Source organism: Paenibacillus sp. FSL K6-3182 (assembly GCF_037976325.1).
Lineage (GTDB): Bacteria > Bacillota > Bacilli > Paenibacillales > Paenibacillaceae > Pristimantibacillus.
This window is the reverse complement of record NZ_CP150265.1, coordinates 90130-107167: the sequence shown is the minus strand read 5'-3', so window position 1 is coordinate 107167 and position 17038 is coordinate 90130. Positions and strand designations below refer to the sequence as shown.

Genomic DNA, 17038 nt, shown 5'->3' with positions numbered 1-17038 from the left:
GTCACAAGAAATATAATACCACAGGTCAAAATAAAAATGCAAGTGTATTTTGACCATGTGGCAAAAAAAATTTTTTAAAGCTTTGTTGAATCGATCGAACTAATGCCGCCCATATACGGACGCAGTATTTCTGGAATCGTCACAGAACCGTCCGCTTGCTGGAAGTTCTCGATGATTGCCGCAAAAGTACGACCTACAGCAAGTCCCGAACCATTCAGTGTATGAACGAATTCCGGCTTGCTCTTCGTATCTCTGCGGAAACGAATACCCGCACGGCGAGCTTGGAAATCCTCTACATTTGAGCAGGACGAAATTTCACGATACGTGCCTGCACTTGGCAGCCACACTTCAAGGTCATATGTTTTAGCCGCTGTGAAGCCCATATCTCCCGTACAAAGCGTTAGAACGCGGTAAGGAAGTCCTAGTAGCTGCAAAACCTTCTCCGCGTTAGCGGTCATTTTCTCCAGCTCTTCGTATGAATCCTCCGGTTTCGTCAATTTGATCAATTCAACCTTGTTGAACTGATGCTGACGAATCAAACCACGTGTATCGCGCCCAGCAGAACCTGCTTCTGAACGGAAGCACGAGCTGTAAGCTACAAAATATTTCGGAAGCTCTTCAATCGGCAAAATCTCTTCGCGGTGCAGGTTCGTAACTGGTACCTCTGCAGTCGGAATGAGGAAATAATCCGAATCCGAAATTTTGAATAAATCCTCTTCAAACTTCGGAAGCTGACCAGTACCGATCAAGCTGTCACGATTAACAATATAAGGAGGCAATACTTCCTCATATCCGTGCTTATCGCTGTGAAGATCCATCATAAAGCTGATAAGCGCACGCTCAAGACGAGCTCCGAGGCCGCGGTAGAATGTGAAACGTGATCCCGTTACCTTCGCTGCACGCTCGAAATCCAATATGCCGAGTGATTGCGCAAGCTCCCAATGTGGCTTGGGCTCAAAATCAAAGGTTGGAACCTCGCCATTTTTGCGCAGCTCTACATTATCTTCCTCCGACTTGCCGACTGGCACGCTATCGCTAGGAATGTTCGGAATCGCTTGAGTCAGCTCAATCACTTGTACATCCAGCTCACGAAGTTCATCGTCAAGCTCTTTAATGCGGTCGCCAACCTCTCTCATCTCAAGGATAAGCGATTCTGCGTCGCCGCCTGTGCGTTTGAGTTTAGCTACATCCTGCGAAACCGTATTGCGTCTGCTCTTCAGCTGCTCCGTCTCTTGAATAAGATCACGGCGCCTAGTGTCGAGCGCAGGAAAATTAGCAATAAGATCAAGGGAAGCTCCGCGATCAAGCAGCGCTTTCTCAACCTTCTCAAATTCATTTCTTAACAATTTTACATCCAGCACGATCCAAAAGCCCCTCTCTGAAGGGAGTAATTTTATTATTGTAAACGTTTATTCCTTGCTTGCAGCTGCTTCCTTCACCATATCAACGAAGTATGCATGCAGCCTATAATCGTCCGTTAGCTCCGGATGATACGATACAGCTAGAAGATGTCCCTGTCTTGCTGTTACAATTTCATCTCGGTATGTAGACAATACGTCTACGCCTGCTCCAACTTTTTTGATCAATGGAGCTCGGATAAATACAGCGCGAACCGGTTCGTCAATACCTTTGACATCCAAATCCGTCTCAAAGCTTTCTTGTTGACGCCCGAATGCGTTTCTTGCAACGGTCATATCCATAAGGCGCAAATGCGCATCCTCTTGGCCTTCTATTTCATCAGCCAAAACGATAAGACCAGCGCAAGTGCCAAACAATGGTTTGCCTTGTGCAGAGAAATCCTTAATAGCTTCCATGAAGCCATAATTGCGCATCAGCTTGCCAATCGTCGTGCTTTCGCCGCCAGGTATAACAAGCCCTTGCAGCTCTTCAAGCTGCTCCACCCGCTTAACAGCGACCGCCTCTGCGCCCGCCGCTTCTAAGCTTCTTATATGCTCTGCCACTGCGCCTTGAAGCGCTAGTACGCCTATCTTCATCGTTCTACTCGCCTTCCTTTACGGGCAAGAGCCGGCAGCACTATTCGCGCTAAGCCGGCACCTGTATATTACAACTATTAGATACCGCGGTCTTGCATACGCTCGGAGGAGTTAAGCTTGGAAATTTCGATTCCCTTCATAGCTGCTCCCAAGTTTTTCGACACTTCAGCAATTAGCTTGTAATCTTGGTAATGTGTCGTTGCTTCAACGATTGCACGAGCGAATTTCTCTGGGTTTTCTGATGTGAAAATACCAGAACCTACGAATACGCCGTCTGCTCCAAGATGCATCATCAAAGCTGCATCGGATGGTGTAGCTACTCCACCTGCTGCGAAGTTAACGACAGGAAGCTTACCCGTTTCATGTACGTTAAGAAGCAAGTCGTAAGCTACGCCAAGAACCTTAGCTTCATGATAAAGCTCGTCCTTCGACAAACCTTGAATCTTACGAATTTGTCCGTTGATCAAGCGAAGGTGACGAACAGCCTCTACGATATTGCCTGTTCCCGGCTCACCTTTCGTACGAAGCATTGCTGCTCCCTCTTGAATACGGCGCAACGCTTCTCCAAGATCTTTTGCTCCGCATACGAATGGAATTGTAAACTCATGCTTGCTGATGTGGAATACTTCATCAGCTGGTGTAAGTACTTCACTCTCATCGATATAGTCAACGCCCATGGATTCGAGCACTTTAGCTTCTACATAATGCCCGATACGAGCCTTTGCCATAACTGGAATCGATACAACTTTCATTACTTCTTCTACGATTGTCGGATCAGCCATACGAGCTACTCCGCCCGCTGCACGAATTTCGGAAGGGACGCGCTCAAGCGCCATTACCGCTGTTGCTCCTGCTGCTTCTGCTACTTTCGCTTGCTCGGCGCTCATAACGTCCATAATGACGCCGCCTTTTTGCATTTCTGCCATGCCGCGTTTTACGCGCGATGTACCTGTTTCCATGCTAAAATCCTCCTATTTTCATCCATTAATTTGTATATTACCGCAGTTGTTCTAACCATTGATTTTACAGGATGCAAGAATAATCGACAAGCCTTGATTTGCTTTATTCCCCTGTTTTCTACTCGGATTAGAACAAATTGACGATTCCATTAAATAAACCTGAGAAAAAATCTCCAATTCCACGGAACATCAAGCGGAACCAGCCTGCTTTCGTTCCATCCTCTGTTGTAACGAGGTTAACCGTTTTTTTGAGCTCTTGTTTCGTTTCGGCATCCGTGTACTTGTAAGTTACTGTACCTACAACCGTGCCTGCTGGAATCGGAGCTACCAGCTCAGCTTCTGACTTAACATCGCTGGATACAACCTCGATTTTAGGCTCTACGCCCTTCTTAACCATAAACGTAATATCTTTTTCCGTTACGATCGGCAAGGTTTTCTTTTTACCCTTTTTAATCTTAACCGTTTTCGCTGTTTCTACCACAGATTTTGGCGCAAGCACCGTCTTTTTCTCAAAAGTGCTGAAACCGTAGTTGTACATCTTAGCCGTTTCATTGAAACGAGCAGACTTTGTAGCAGTATCCATAACGACGCTAATAAAACGCTGCTCGCCTCTTTTTACAGTACCCGTGAAGTTGTAGCCAGCAGCATTAATGAAGCCTGTTTTCATGCCGTCAACGCCTTCATAAGCTAAGTGCTTAAGGCCCTTTTGATTCACGTTTGTGCCGAGCATCCAGTTAATGTTGATGATTGGATCCTTGTCGCGTTCACGGAATTTATATTCCTGCAGCTTAGAATAATCCAAAAATTCAGGGTGCTTGCTCAAAATAATTTGTGCTAGCCTTGCCATGTCCGTCGCAGAAATAACAGTTGTCTCCGATAGACCAGTCGCACTTGTAAAAATAGCTGTTTTAAGACCCAACTCCGCAGCTACCTCATTCATCTTCTTAACAAACCCTTGCTCACTTCCAGCTATTTGCGATGCTAATGCAATCGTTGCATCATTCGCAGAACCAACTGCCATTGCTTTGTACAAATCTCTAACCGTATGTTGATCTCCTTGAGCTAAAAATACAGATGATCCATCCGATGGCGTTGAGGCCGCTTCCGCACTAGTGGTAATAACCTCATCCCAGGACAGGCGTTCATTCGTAATTTCCTCAAGAACGATATATTCCGTCATTAACTTCGTCATACTTGCTGCAGGGAGCGGCTCCTCTGAATTAACTTCATACAAAACTTGTCCTGAATCCGCATCAATTAGAATAGCAGCTTTCACTTGTAAACCTAAATCGTTTTTCGTACTTTCTCTTCCTTGATATCCATTCGCCATTGCTACCGCAGAACCAAGCGACAGCATTACCATCCAAACCGCCAAACTTGCAGCGATGACCGTCTTTATTCGAACCGGCCTTACCTTTTCCTTCAACGTCGTCTCCCCTTTTCCCACTTGGTTTGTCCGTTGTTAATTGTAACATATCGAAGCCTAACAATTAAACCTCTTCAAGCCCTAATAAGAATGAGTAATCCTTCATAAAAAAAACAGACAAGGGCGAGCGACTCTGTCGCCTTACCTTGTCTGTTATTATTGGATCTAGAAAGTATAACCTATAGGGAGTAGTTAGGAGCTTCCTTCGTAATTTGCACATCATGCGGATGGCTTTCACGAAGACCAGAGCCTGTAATGCGAACGAATTGTGTATCGTTCTTAAGCTCGTCCAAAGAAGCTGTACCGCAATAGCCCATACCTGAACGCAAGCCGCCGAGCAATTGATGCACAGTGTCAGCAAGCGGCCCTTTGTAAGGAACGCGTCCTTCGATACCTTCCGGAACAAGCTTGTTCTCGTTCTCTTGGAAGTAACGATCCTTGCTTCCTTCCTTCATAGCGCCAAGGGAGCCCATACCACGGTAGACTTTAAAGCTGCGTCCTTGGAAAATTTCAGTTTCGCCAGGGCTTTCAGCTGTACCTGCGAACAAGCTTCCGATCATAATCGCGCTTGCTCCAGATGCGATTGCTTTCGTAATGTCACCGGAGTACTTAATACCGCCGTCTGCAATAACAGGAATATTGTATTCACGAGCAACTGACGCGCAATCATAAATCGCTGTAATTTGTGGAACACCGATACCAGCGATAACGCGAGTTGTACAGATCGATCCAGGACCAATCCCTACTTTAACTACGGAAGCGCCTGCTTCGATAAGATCACGGGTAGCATCGCCAGTAGCAACGTTACCTGCAATAATAGTAAGGTCTGGGTAAGTAGCACGAAGCTTACGAACTGCATCCAAAATATTAATGTGGTGACCATGTGCCGAATCTACAACAAGAACATCAATTCCTGATTGAACCAATGCTTCTGCACGATCCATTGTATCCTTCGAAATACCAACCGCTGCTCCGCAAAGCAAGCGACCATGCTTATCCTTCGCCGCATTAGGGAATTGGATTGCTTTCTCAATATCTTTAATCGTAATAAGACCTTTAAGTGTATTGGACTCATCAATCAGCGGCAGCTTCTCAATCTTGTGCTTTTGAAGAAGGCCCTCCGCTTCCAGCAGCGTTGTGCCAACAGGTGCCGTTACAAGGTTGTTACGAGTCATAACTTCATTTATCTTAATTGAATAATCATGTACGAAACGCAAATCACGGTTGGTCAAAATACCTACAAGCTTCTTATCTTGATCAACAATCGGTACGCCTGAGATGCGGTATTTTCCCATCAATTCTTCTGCGTCGTAAACATGGTGATCAGGCGTAAGCGAAAACGGATTTGTAATTACACCGCTCTCCGAACGTTTTACACGGTCAACTTCCTCCGCTTGCTGTGTAATCGACATGTTCTTATGGATAATGCCGATACCACCCTCACGCGCAATTGCAATCGCCAATGCGGCTTCTGTAACGGTGTCCATACCAGCGCTAATGAGCGGAATGTTTAGCTTAATGTCCTCGCTTAATCGAATCGAGATGTCAACTTCCCTAGGCAGCACTTCTGATTTGCGCGGAATAAGCAGGACGTCGTCAAACGTTAGCCCTTCTTTGGCGAATTTCGTTTCCCACACGAGTATGTTCCTCCCTTATTTTAAGTACGTCTCACATATATTATTAGCAATATTAGCAGAGGGGGTATAGGCTGTCAAGGCTGATGAATACCTTTGTTCATCCTGTTTTATACTCGATTTGGAAGTCTCAAAACATGCTATTTCTTTAGAAAAAGTCAGGTAAATACGTAGTTCGTTCGGGAATACGAGATTGTAAGCGTTTAACCAATCCTATATCTCCTTCAATGCGTGCGAATTGGGCTAATTGCTCTAACTGAATATACCCAAATAGCACACTCGTAAAGGAACCAATATCCAGTTTAATTGCCTCATCTATTTTTTCACTATCGTCCTTACGACGAAGTGAAGCTTTCCCAGACGCATCGATATGAAGTAAAAAATGACCATTATTCCATGGAGCCTGAGCGTCGATCAATTGAATATGAATGTCATCAGCATGATCCGCTGCCTTAAAATCATATTGGCTCACAAAAGCTTCCGCATCCACAATTCGAGCCATAAAATAAGGTGTGATTTCCTGTTTTATTCTCGGATTGCTCAGCAAGTAGGGAAGGCGATCGTTAGATGGCATTTTTATCGTCAGCTCTTCGATCATTGAATCATGCTGTGCAAGAAATGACCATATCGCAGCTCTAGCAGGCTCATTTAAATGAACAAACTCATGAACCGTTAACCGGCTGTTTTTAACTTCATAAATGACGTATCCTTGTGCTGCTCCGCTCTTATCGTAATACAGTGCAGTTTGTCCTGTCTTTCTTCTGTTAATCCGATACTTCCACCAGAAGTCGTCACGCACCAATGAGCCATTAAATTGAGATGCATAGGCTTGATAGACATCGTTCAGCAAACCATAGTTTCCTGTAATGCGCTCAAATCTACCTTCGTATGCTATTCTTGCTGGAAGCATGTCCGTCTTAATCGTATAGGTTTTATGTTCAGTGTAGGTTTCCCATCCAAATTTACGGTAAAAGCTGAATGAAAAAGGATGAAGAAAAGAAACTGTTTGACCGTTCTCCTTCATCTCTAACAGTGATTGAACAAGTATTTGAGCAACTAGCCCCTGTCTCCTGTACTCTGGCCATGTCGCAACACCTGCAACACCTCCCATATCAAAAACCTTGCCTCCGATATATGTTTTCAGCCTTAGCACTGCAGCTTGCGCAGCCAACTGATTATCGACATACGCTCCGTACCTTACAGTAGGCTCACTCTCATACTGCTCTTTCGTTTGTTCAAGTTCTGCAGCAGAACGTTCATATTGAAATGCAAATTGAGATAAAGCCATACTCTCGTTAAATTGCTCTACATCGGTATGCTTAATAACGATACGCGTTTCCAATTCGAAGCACCTCCAAATTTGATATAACCCTATCATACCGCATAAACAACAAAAAAACCTATCGCATCACATGCGATAGGTCTTTCGTGCTTGGCGACGTCCTACTCTCCCAAGACCCTGCGGTCTAAGTACCATTGGCGCTGGAGGGCTTAACGGTCGTGTTCGGTATGGGAACGCGTGGTTCCCCTCCGCCATCGCCACCAAACGTAGCGTGTTGCACGCTGAAAACTGGATACGAAAGATTAGGCTTGCTGAAGCCTTTTTAGCTGCTGTCTACTGGATGTATGGGTCACAGTAAACGTGTTTAGGATAAGCCCTCGACCGATTAGTATTCGTCAGCTACACACATTGCTGTGCTTCCACCCCGAACCTATCAACCTCGTCGTCTTCAAGGGGTCTTACATACTGGGAAATCTCATCTTGAGGGGGGCTTCACGCTTAGATGCTTTCAGCGCTTATCCCGTCCGTACTTGGCTACCCAGCGGTGCTCCTGGCGGAACAACTGGTACACCAGCGGTACGTCCATCCCGGTCCTCTCGTACTAAGGACAGCTCCTCTCAAATTTCCTGCGCCCGCGACAGATAGGGACCGAACTGTCTCACGACGTTCTGAACCCAGCTCGCGTACCGCTTTAATGGGCGAACAGCCCAACCCTTGGGACCTACTTCAGCCCCAGGATGCGATGAGCCGACATCGAGGTGCCAAACCTCCCCGTCGATGTGGACTCTTGGGGGAGATAAGCCTGTTATCCCCAGGGTAGCTTTTATCCGTTGAGCGATGGCCCTTCCATTCGGTACCACCGGATCACTAAGCCCTACTTTCGTACCTGCTCGACTTGTAGGTCTCGCAGTCAAGCTCCCTTATGCCTTTGCACTCTTCGAATGATTTCCAACCATTCTGAGGGAACCTTTGGGCGCCTCCGTTACATTTTAGGAGGCGACCGCCCCAGTCAAACTGTCCACCTGACACGGTCCCCGAACCGGTTTCACGGTTCTAGGTTAGAACTCCGATACGATCAGGGTGGTATCCCAACGTTGCCTCCACACAAGCTGGCGCTCATGCTTCAAAGGCTCCCACCTATCCTGTACAGATCGTACCAAAGTTCAATATCAAGTTACAGTAAAGCTCCATGGGGTCTTTCCGTCTTGTCGCGGGTAACCTGCATCTTCACAGGTATTAAAATTTCACCGGATCTCTCGTTGAGACAGCGCCCAAGTCGTTACGCCATTCGTGCGGGTCAGAATTTACCTGACAAGGAATTTCGCTACCTTAGGACCGTTATAGTTACGGCCGCCGTTTACTGGGGCTTCGGTTCACAGCTTCGGGTTACCCCTAACCGCTCCCCTTAACCTTCCAGCACCGGGCAGGCGTCAGCCCGTATACTTCGCCTTACGGCTTCGCACAGACCTGTGTTTTTGCTAAACAGTCGCTTGGGCCTTTTCACTGCGGCCCCCTCGGGCTATTCACCCTACCGAGGCACCCCTTCTCCCGAAGTTACGGGGTCATTTTGCCGAGTTCCTTAACGAGAGTTCTTCCGCGCGCCTTAGCATGCTCTGCTCGCCTACCTGTGTCGGTTTGCGGTACGGGCACCTAGATCTCACTAGAGGCTTTTCTTGACAGCCGGAGTACATGACCTTCGCTACTGCAATTTTCGCTCCCCATCACAGCCCAGCCTTCATGATCGACGGATTTGCCTATCGATCAGCCTCACTGCTTGGACGGACTATTCCATCAGTCCGCGTCACTGCCCTTCTGTGTCACCCCATTGCTCAAACGATCTTCGGTGGTACAGGAATTTCAACCTGTTGTCCATCCACTACGCCTTTCGGCCTCGCGTTAGGTCCCGACTTACCCTGAGAGGACGAGCCTTCCTCAGGAACCCTTAGGCTTTCGGCGGACAAGATTCTCACTTGTCTTTTCGTTACTCATACCGGCATTCTCACTTGAATACAGTCCACCAGTCCTCACGGTCCAACTTCAATCCGTATTCAACGCTCCCCTACCCAAGTACCTAATGGTACATGTCATAGCTTCGGTGGTGTGTTTAGCCCCGTTACATTTTCGGCGCAGAGTCACTCGACCAGTGAGCTATTACGCACTCTTTAAATGATGGCTGCTTCTAAGCCAACATCCTGGTTGTCTTTGCAACTCCACATCCTTTCCCACTTAACACACACTTGGGGACCTTAGCTGATGATCTGGGCTGTTTCCCTCTTGACAATGGATCTTAGCACTCACTGTCTGACTCCCGAGTAGCACGTCTATGGCATTCGGAGTTTGACTGGACTTGGTAACCCTTGGCGGGCCCCGCACCCAATCAGTGCTCTACCTCCACGACGCTCATTCCTCGAGGCTAGCCCTAAAGCTATTTCGGGGAGAACCAGCTATCTCCGAGTTCGATTGGAATTTCTCCGCTACCCCCACCTCATCCCCGCATTTTTCAACATGCGTGGGTTCGGGCCTCCAGTGCGTGTTACCGCACCTTCACCCTGGACAGGGGTAGATCACACGGTTTCGGGTCTACGACCACGTACTTATTCGCCCTATTCAGACTCGCTTTCGCTACGGCTCCGTCTTCCCGACTTAACCTTGCACGTGATCGTAACTCGCCGGTTCATTCTACAAAAGGCACGCCATCACCCATTTAACGGGCTCTGACTTTTTGTAAGCGCACGGTTTCAGGTTCTTTTTCACTCCGCTTCCGCGGTGCTTTTCACCTTTCCCTCACGGTACTGCTTCACTATCGGTCACCAGGGAGTATTTAGCCTTGGCAGATGGTCCTGCCGGATTCCGACGGGGTTTCTCGTGTCCCGCCGTACTCAGGATCCGTCTCGGAGAGTGCTTGCTTTCGGTTACAGGGCTTTTACCTGCTCTGGCGGGCCTTTCCAGACCTCTTCGCCTACCAAACACTTTTGTAACTCCATGTGAGACGTCCTACAACCCCAAGGAGCAAGCTCCTTGGTTTGGGCTAATCCGCGTTCGCTCGCCGCTACTGACGGAATCACTATTGTTTTCTCTTCCTCAGGGTACTTAGATGTTTCAGTTCCCCTGGTATGCCTCTACCCAACCTATGTATTCAGTTGAGAGTAACTGTCCATTACGACAGCTGGGTTTCCCCATTCGGAAATCCTCGGATCAATGCCTGCTTACGGCTCCCCGGGGCGGTATCGTTGTTCGCCACGTCCTTCTTCGGCTCCTGGTGCCTAGGCATCCTCCGTGCGCTCTTACTAGCTTAACCAAATGCTCAGGTGATCGCTCACCTTCGCTTACGTAAAAACAGCTTTAAAGGATGTTTCAGCAATTCTTTTTCTTTCGTTATCCAGTTTTCAAGGTGCAAATGTTTTGCGCTGAGTTTGCTTCAGAGTTAATCTTCAGCAAAGACAGTACATTATTCTTTTTGGTGGAGCCAAGCGGGATCGAACCGCTGACCTCCTGCTTGCAAGGCAGGCGCTCTCCCAGCTGAGCTATGGCCCCAAATTTAGTATGGGTACCGACTTCTCAGAGTCGATAATGGTGGGCCTTAGTGGACTCGAACCACCGACCTCACCCTTATCAGGGGTGCGCTCTAACCAGCTGAGCTAAAGGCCCATAGGTATTCCCTTTGGACTTCCTTTGAAAGATGATTAATCTTTCAAAACTGACAACGAGTAAGCGATAAACTGCCAAGTTTATCCGAACCTCATCGGGTTCGGGTATTTCCTTAGAAAGGAGGTGATCCAGCCGCACCTTCCGATACGGCTACCTTGTTACGACTTCACCCCAATCATCTACCCCACCTTCGACGGCTAGCTCCCTTGCGGGTTACCCCACCGGCTTCGGGTGTTGTAAACTCTCGTGGTGTGACGGGCGGTGTGTACAAGACCCGGGAACGTATTCACCGCGGCATGCTGATCCGCGATTACTAGCAATTCCGACTTCATGCAGGCGAGTTGCAGCCTGCAATCCGAACTGAGACCGACTTTGATAGGATTGGCTCCACCTCGCGGTTTCGCTTCCCGTTGTATCGGCCATTGTAGTACGTGTGTAGCCCAGGTCATAAGGGGCATGATGATTTGACGTCATCCCCACCTTCCTCCGGTTTGTCACCGGCAGTCATCCTAGAGTGCCCACCATAATGTGCTGGCAACTAAGATCAAGGGTTGCGCTCGTTGCGGGACTTAACCCAACATCTCACGACACGAGCTGACGACAACCATGCACCACCTGTCTCCTCTGTCCCGAAGGAAAGCCCTATCTCTAGGACGGTCAGAGGGATGTCAAGACCTGGTAAGGTTCTTCGCGTTGCTTCGAATTAAACCACATACTCCACTGCTTGTGCGGGTCCCCGTCAATTCCTTTGAGTTTCAGTCTTGCGACCGTACTCCCCAGGCGGAATGCTTAATGTGTTAACTTCGGCACCAAGGGTATTGAAACCCCTAACACCTAGCATTCATCGTTTACGGCGTGGACTACCAGGGTATCTAATCCTGTTTGCTCCCCACGCTTTCGCGCCTCAGCGTCAGTTACAGCCCAGAAAGTCGCCTTCGCCACTGGTGTTCCTCCACATCTCTACGCATTTCACCGCTACACGTGGAATTCCACTTTCCTCTTCTGTACTCAAGCTTTGCAGTTTCCCTTGCGACTTGGGGTTGAGCCCCAAGTTTAAACAACAGACTTACAAGGCCGCCTGCGCGCGCTTTACGCCCAATAATTCCGGACAACGCTTGCCCCCTACGTATTACCGCGGCTGCTGGCACGTAGTTAGCCGGGGCTTTCTTCTCAGGTACCGTCACCTTGGGAGCAGTTACTCTCCCAAGCATTCTTCCCTGGCAACAGAGCTTTACGATCCGAAAACCTTCATCACTCACGCGGCGTTGCTCCGTCAGACTTTCGTCCATTGCGGAAGATTCCCTACTGCTGCCTCCCGTAGGAGTCTGGGCCGTGTCTCAGTCCCAGTGTGGCCGATCACCCTCTCAGGTCGGCTACGCATCGTCGCCTTGGTGAGCCGTTACCTCACCAACTAGCTAATGCGCCGCGGGTCCATCTGTAAGTGATAGATTGCTCCATCTTTCCCGATTCAGTCATGCGACCATATCGCGTATCCGGTATTAGCATTCGTTTCCGAATGTTATCCCAGTCTTATAGGCAGGTTACCCACGTGTTACTCACCCGTCCGCCGCTAAGTATCAGAGGTGCAAGCACCTCATCAACTCCGCTCGACTTGCATGTATTAGGCACGCCGCCAGCGTTCGTCCTGAGCCAGGATCAAACTCTCCAAATTGATGTTTGACTTGCTCATTACTTTTTTATCGCTTTTTTCGCTTATCCCGAAGGATTTGCGAGGCAGTTATTACTCGTTGTTCAGTTTTCAAAGAGCAATCTTTTCTCTCTTGTCGACCGTGTATCTCGTTGGCGACCTAGATAATATATCATAGGCGTATATAGCATTGCAAGTGTTTTTTTCATTATTTACGAGAAAGTTTTCAACACTCCTATTTGCCTTCTAATTGCGTAATCGTTGCTTCGCTTCCTCCTCACCTATATTGAAGAAAGACATAAAAAAACGAGCTCTGCGATTTCCGCAAGCTCGTATGACTTCTAATATGTTTTTGTAACTGTATATTGAGCTGCATCCTTGATAAGCTCATACTTTTTCTTGCCCTTCTTTAGACCCGCATCAACTGTCGTATCAATCGTAACCCATTTCCCATCCAAGTACACTTCGTTCCAAGCATGATAAACATCCACATAAGTAGATTGTCCCATCAAGAGCTTCGTAGGGATATCCACGCTCCGCAGCATTGCCGCAAACAATGAAGCGTATCCGTAGCAGATATCCTTTCTCGATTTAAATGTGCGATCAATATTGGGGAGGTAATCAACTGACAGATTAGCAGCTAATTGATTATCATAACTTACATTCGTAATAATATACTCGTAGATTGCCTTTACTTTCTCCATATCCGTTTTTTTATTGCTCGCTAATTCTTTTGCCTTGACGATGGCGCTGCTCGCATTCGACCAGTCAATGTTCTGGATGGAATTCAAGTACAAAACCTTGTTGTCTTTCAAATCAAGCGTCACGGTTTCTTTCTTCGCCAGTTTGTATTTGTTTCCTGTTGTATTCTCTAGAACAGATATTGTATATTCGCCATTGCCAAGCTGCAATGGAAACTTCTCAGCTGTTTTTCCGCTAGTTAGATTATATGTATAATTTGATGCGCCTTTTGCGATCATAAGCTTCGTTTTCACTTTAGTGCTCACTGTATATTGTACGGAGACAACACCTTTATCTAAATTCCCCGTATTGAGCCAATCAGAAGAGTCCGCTTCATTTGCCTGAACGACCGTTACATGGATGGATGCAAAAAGAACAAAAGCTGCGATGACTAACATAAATTTACGCATGAATATACTCCCTTCGGTAGCTGGCTGCCATCTTACGGAAGGCCCTTTAGCTTTGCGTCCCTACCTTTCGATAGGTTTGCCATTATCGTGTGAAGCGCTATGTGATGAATTTCCCCTATACAAACAAAAAAAAGCCTGTTCATTCGGTAGCTGGCTGCCATCTTACGGAAGGCCCTTTAGCTTTGCGTCCCTACCTTTCGATAGGTTTGCCGTTATCGTGTAGCGCTTTATTAGTTCTATTCTACCATATGAATCTAGCAAATCAATAGATTGTACTACAATATCAATCATAATTTGAATGTTTTTAAGGATTGTTGTTGCAAATTCTCGATATTAGAAAAAAAAGAACCTTATGGCTTCTAAAAGCCATAAGGTTCCTTGGTCTCTTTCTTATTCAGCAGAACGCTGATCTCTCATATGAGGGAACAACAGTACATCACGAATAGATGGAGCATCTGTTAGAAGCATGATCAATCGGTCGATACCGATTCCTAGTCCGCCAGTTGGCGGCATGCCGTATTCCAGAGCGCGGATAAAGTCTTCATCCATCTCATGCGCCTCGTCATTTCCATGCTCACGCTCAACAAGCTGCGACTCGAAACGCTCACGCTGATCGATCGGATCGTTAAGCTCCGTAAATGCATTAGCATGCTCACGTGCTACGATGAATAGCTCAAAACGATCGGTGAAGCGTGGATCTGCTTCGCTCTTCTTAGCAAGCGGCGAAATAGCAACCGGATGTCCTGTAACAAAGGTTGGCTGAATAAGCGTGTGCTCACCGAACTGTTCAAAGAAAGCGTTGAGAATATGACCAAATGTCATATGCGGATCAACGGCAACTTTGTGTTCTTTCGCCAACCGATGGGCTTCCTCGTCGCTCATTTCCACGCCGAAATCTACGCCAGTCGTTTCTTTGACAAGCTCAACCATGCTGACGCGACGCCACTGAGGTGTCAAATCAATCTCTTGGCCTTGATAAGTGATTTTCGTTGTTCCAAGAACCTCTTGCGCAATATGTGCGATGACATTCTCTGTCAATGCCATAATATCCTTGTAATCAGCATAAGCCTCGTAAAGCTCAATCATTGTAAACTCTGGATTGTGGCGAGTCGAAATCCCCTCATTCCGGTATACACGGCCGATCTCATATACTTTCTCCAATCCGCCTACAATCAGTCGCTTCAAATGAAGTTCGATTGCAATACGCATGTAGAGCTGCATGTCCAGCGCATTATGATGCGTTTCGAAAGGGCGTGCTGCAGCACCGCCTGCAATGGAATGCAGTGTTGGTGTTTCTACTTCTAAATACCCGCGGGAATCTAGGTAGCGACGCATGGATTGAATGATTTTGGAACGAGTAATAAAGGTTTGTTGGACGTCGGGATTCACGATAAGGTCAACATAACGCTGACGATAACGAAGCTCTACGTCTTTCAAGCCATGATATTTATCAGGCAATGGAAGAAGCGACTTTGTCAAAACTTCAATATCACGTGCTTTGACAGAGACTTCGCCTGTATTCGTTTTGAATACAACGCCTACTACGCCAATGATGTCACCGATATCCAGCAAGTCAAAAGCTGCAAACTTATGCTCTTCAACGGAATCTTTACGAACATAAATTTGAACCTTGCCGCTCAAATCTTGAATCGTAGCAAAACCCGCTTTGCCCATACCGCGTTTCTGCATAATACGGCCAGCAATACGCACTTCAACCGCTTTTTCTTCTATTTCTTCTTTGCTGAGCCCTTCATAGGCTTGTACAATATCTTTGGCGTTATGAGTGCGTTCGAACTTTCGGCCAAATGGATCCACACCTAACCCTCTAAGCTCGTCCAATTTGTTTCTGCGAATTTGCAAGAGCTCACTTAGCTCCTGCTGTTCATTGTTTTCTTGTTCCACTTCTTTCATCTCCTTGATCATTCGGCAAAAGCAAGCAGCTGTCACCGGATTCATGCAGCAAAATCTCGTTTCGCAATAAAATATAAGCAATGTATAGACCTGTAATATACGTTCTTATATTTTAAACGTTCAAAAAGCTTCCTACAAGGAAGCTTTTTGAACCGCTCATAGCAAACATTATTTTTTGATATCGAGAATTTTGTATTGAATAATGCCGACTGGTACGCTAACTTCGACAACGGTGCCTTTTTTCTTGCCTAGAATCGCTTTACCAACCGGGCTTTCATTTGAAATCTTGTTTTGCAAAGGATCGGCTTCCGCTGTACCAACAATGGAATAATCCATTGTGTCGCCATACTCCATATCCTCAACCGTTACGATCGAACCGATGCTCACGGTATCAATATCAATATCGTCATTATTTATAATACGCGCATTGCGCAACATTTTCTCAAGGGTAAGAACGCGGCCTTCGATAAATGCTTGCTCATTCTTCGCATCTTCATATTCCGAGTTTTCGCTTATATCACCATAGCCAATTGCTACTTTAATACGTTCAGCTACTTCACGACGCTTGACCGACTTTAGGTTCTCTAATTCATCTTCGAGCTTTCGCAGCCCTTCTTGAGTCAGAATGATTTGCTTATCGTTCATCTTTCCGATTCTCCTGTCATGTGACTAATTTTTCATACCTTGTATGAATTCACTGTTACCTAATATATTACGCTTCTTATTCCTCATACCAACTGTTGTTTGAAGCGCTCTTGATGTCTTCGTTAGATTATATTGCACGATTATATTGCAAAGTTACCCTGAATGTCAATCAAAGCCAGACGACCCATTGAAACCGTTTCATTTCTGAAATGTAGAGCAGAAGCCGCATGATAGCGGCTTTTGTCGAATGGTGTCGGCTCGCTCCCGTCACGGGGTAAATCGCATAACCGATCTATTTGTATTTTAGTAGGCGTCTACTTCTGCAGAACCCGCTTCTTTGCTGAAACAGCACTGACAGCTTGGAATTCTTCGTCCTCTCCAAGCGAGTGGACGTAGTTTTCCAAAATCGCTACCATCGGATCACGGCCGGTATGTTCGAGCAGCTTTTTTGCATCCTCTGGTGAGAAAACGTCGCCATTCCCAATTACGGGAATCGATGCCGCTACTTTGACATCCTTTATAATGTCCCAATTTGCCTTACCCGTATACTACCATGCAAAATGGCCTTGTCGCTTACCATCTCCGCACATACAAGACCCGTTCCAAACTCCTTGGCAATTAATCAAAGGCAGGATAGCACACGCTTGCCATCGGCGCTAGCACCACTCTGTTCTTCATTTCGATGCCACCGATTTTCAGCATGTCACTCCTTCCTCCTCTTCTAATTGATTATGGTTCAT

General features: G+C 46.8%; 9 protein-coding genes, 2 tRNA genes, 3 rRNA genes, 1 pseudogene and 2 riboswitches. All 15 genes and pseudogenes read right to left on the bottom strand.

Annotation, left to right across the window (positions count from 1 at the left end):
* Positions 1-74: 74 nt before the first annotated feature.
* Positions 75-1361, bottom strand: coding sequence for a serine--tRNA ligase (serS, locus tag MHH56_RS00510; protein WP_339205922.1), 1287 nt, complete (start codon positions 1359-1361; stop codon positions 75-77).
* A 48-nt stretch (positions 1362-1409) separates the two neighbouring features.
* The gene (gene pdxT / locus MHH56_RS00505; RefSeq protein WP_339205921.1) at positions 1410-1994 is read right to left on the bottom strand and encodes a pyridoxal 5'-phosphate synthase glutaminase subunit PdxT; all 585 of its coding nucleotides are present in this window, start codon (positions 1992-1994) and stop codon (positions 1410-1412) included.
* 77 nt (positions 1995-2071) lie between these two features.
* Positions 2072-2953, bottom strand: a complete 882-nt coding sequence (pdxS, locus tag MHH56_RS00500; protein ID WP_076271759.1) for a pyridoxal 5'-phosphate synthase lyase subunit PdxS — start codon at positions 2951-2953, stop codon at positions 2072-2074.
* A 127-nt stretch (positions 2954-3080) separates the two neighbouring features.
* Positions 3081-4379, bottom strand: coding sequence for a D-alanyl-D-alanine carboxypeptidase family protein (locus MHH56_RS00495; protein WP_339205920.1), 1299 nt, complete (start codon positions 4377-4379; stop codon positions 3081-3083).
* Between the two features lie 179 nt (positions 4380-4558).
* Positions 4559-6016: an IMP dehydrogenase gene (gene guaB, locus MHH56_RS00490; RefSeq protein ID WP_339205919.1), complete on the bottom strand. Its 1458-nt coding sequence runs from the start codon at positions 6014-6016 to the stop codon at positions 4559-4561.
* A gap of 145 nt (positions 6017-6161) precedes the next feature.
* Positions 6162-7355: a GNAT family N-acetyltransferase gene (locus MHH56_RS00485; RefSeq protein WP_339205918.1), complete on the bottom strand. Its 1194-nt coding sequence runs from the start codon at positions 7353-7355 to the stop codon at positions 6162-6164.
* Between the two features lie 88 nt (positions 7356-7443).
* A 5S ribosomal RNA gene (gene rrf / locus MHH56_RS00480) occupies positions 7444-7560 on the bottom strand.
* Positions 7561-7660: 100 nt separating this feature from the next.
* Positions 7661-10593 (bottom strand): 23S ribosomal RNA (locus tag MHH56_RS00475).
* Positions 10594-10753: 160 nt separating this feature from the next.
* Positions 10754-10829 (bottom strand) — tRNA-Ala (locus tag MHH56_RS00470).
* Positions 10830-10866: 37 nt separating this feature from the next.
* A tRNA-Ile gene (locus MHH56_RS00465) sits at positions 10867-10943 on the bottom strand.
* 116 nt (positions 10944-11059) lie between these two features.
* A 16S ribosomal RNA gene (locus tag MHH56_RS00460) occupies positions 11060-12615 on the bottom strand.
* Together the 16S, 23S and 5S rRNA genes with 2 tRNA genes alongside form the textbook arrangement of a ribosomal RNA operon.
* A gap of 317 nt (positions 12616-12932) precedes the next feature.
* Complete coding sequence (locus MHH56_RS00455) at positions 12933-13742, bottom strand: transglutaminase-like domain-containing protein (RefSeq protein WP_339205916.1); 810 nt, start codon at positions 13740-13742, stop codon at positions 12933-12935.
* Positions 13743-13754: 12 nt separating this feature from the next.
* A riboswitch (cyclic di-GMP riboswitch) is annotated at positions 13755-13833 on the bottom strand.
* Positions 13834-13884: 51 nt separating this feature from the next.
* A riboswitch (cyclic di-GMP riboswitch) is annotated at positions 13885-13963 on the bottom strand.
* Positions 13964-14132: 169 nt separating this feature from the next.
* Entirely contained in the window at positions 14133-15665 is a 1533-nt protein-coding gene (gene lysS / locus MHH56_RS00450; RefSeq protein ID WP_339209447.1) for a lysine--tRNA ligase, read from the bottom strand.
* A 156-nt stretch (positions 15666-15821) separates the two neighbouring features.
* Positions 15822-16298: a transcription elongation factor GreA gene (gene greA / locus MHH56_RS00445; RefSeq protein ID WP_076271320.1), complete on the bottom strand. Its 477-nt coding sequence runs from the start codon at positions 16296-16298 to the stop codon at positions 15822-15824.
* 529 nt (positions 16299-16827) lie between these two features.
* Positions 16828-17000, bottom strand: a pseudogene (locus MHH56_RS00440) (tRNA-dihydrouridine synthase); the annotation flags it as partial.
* Positions 17001-17038: the final 38 nt, after the last annotated feature.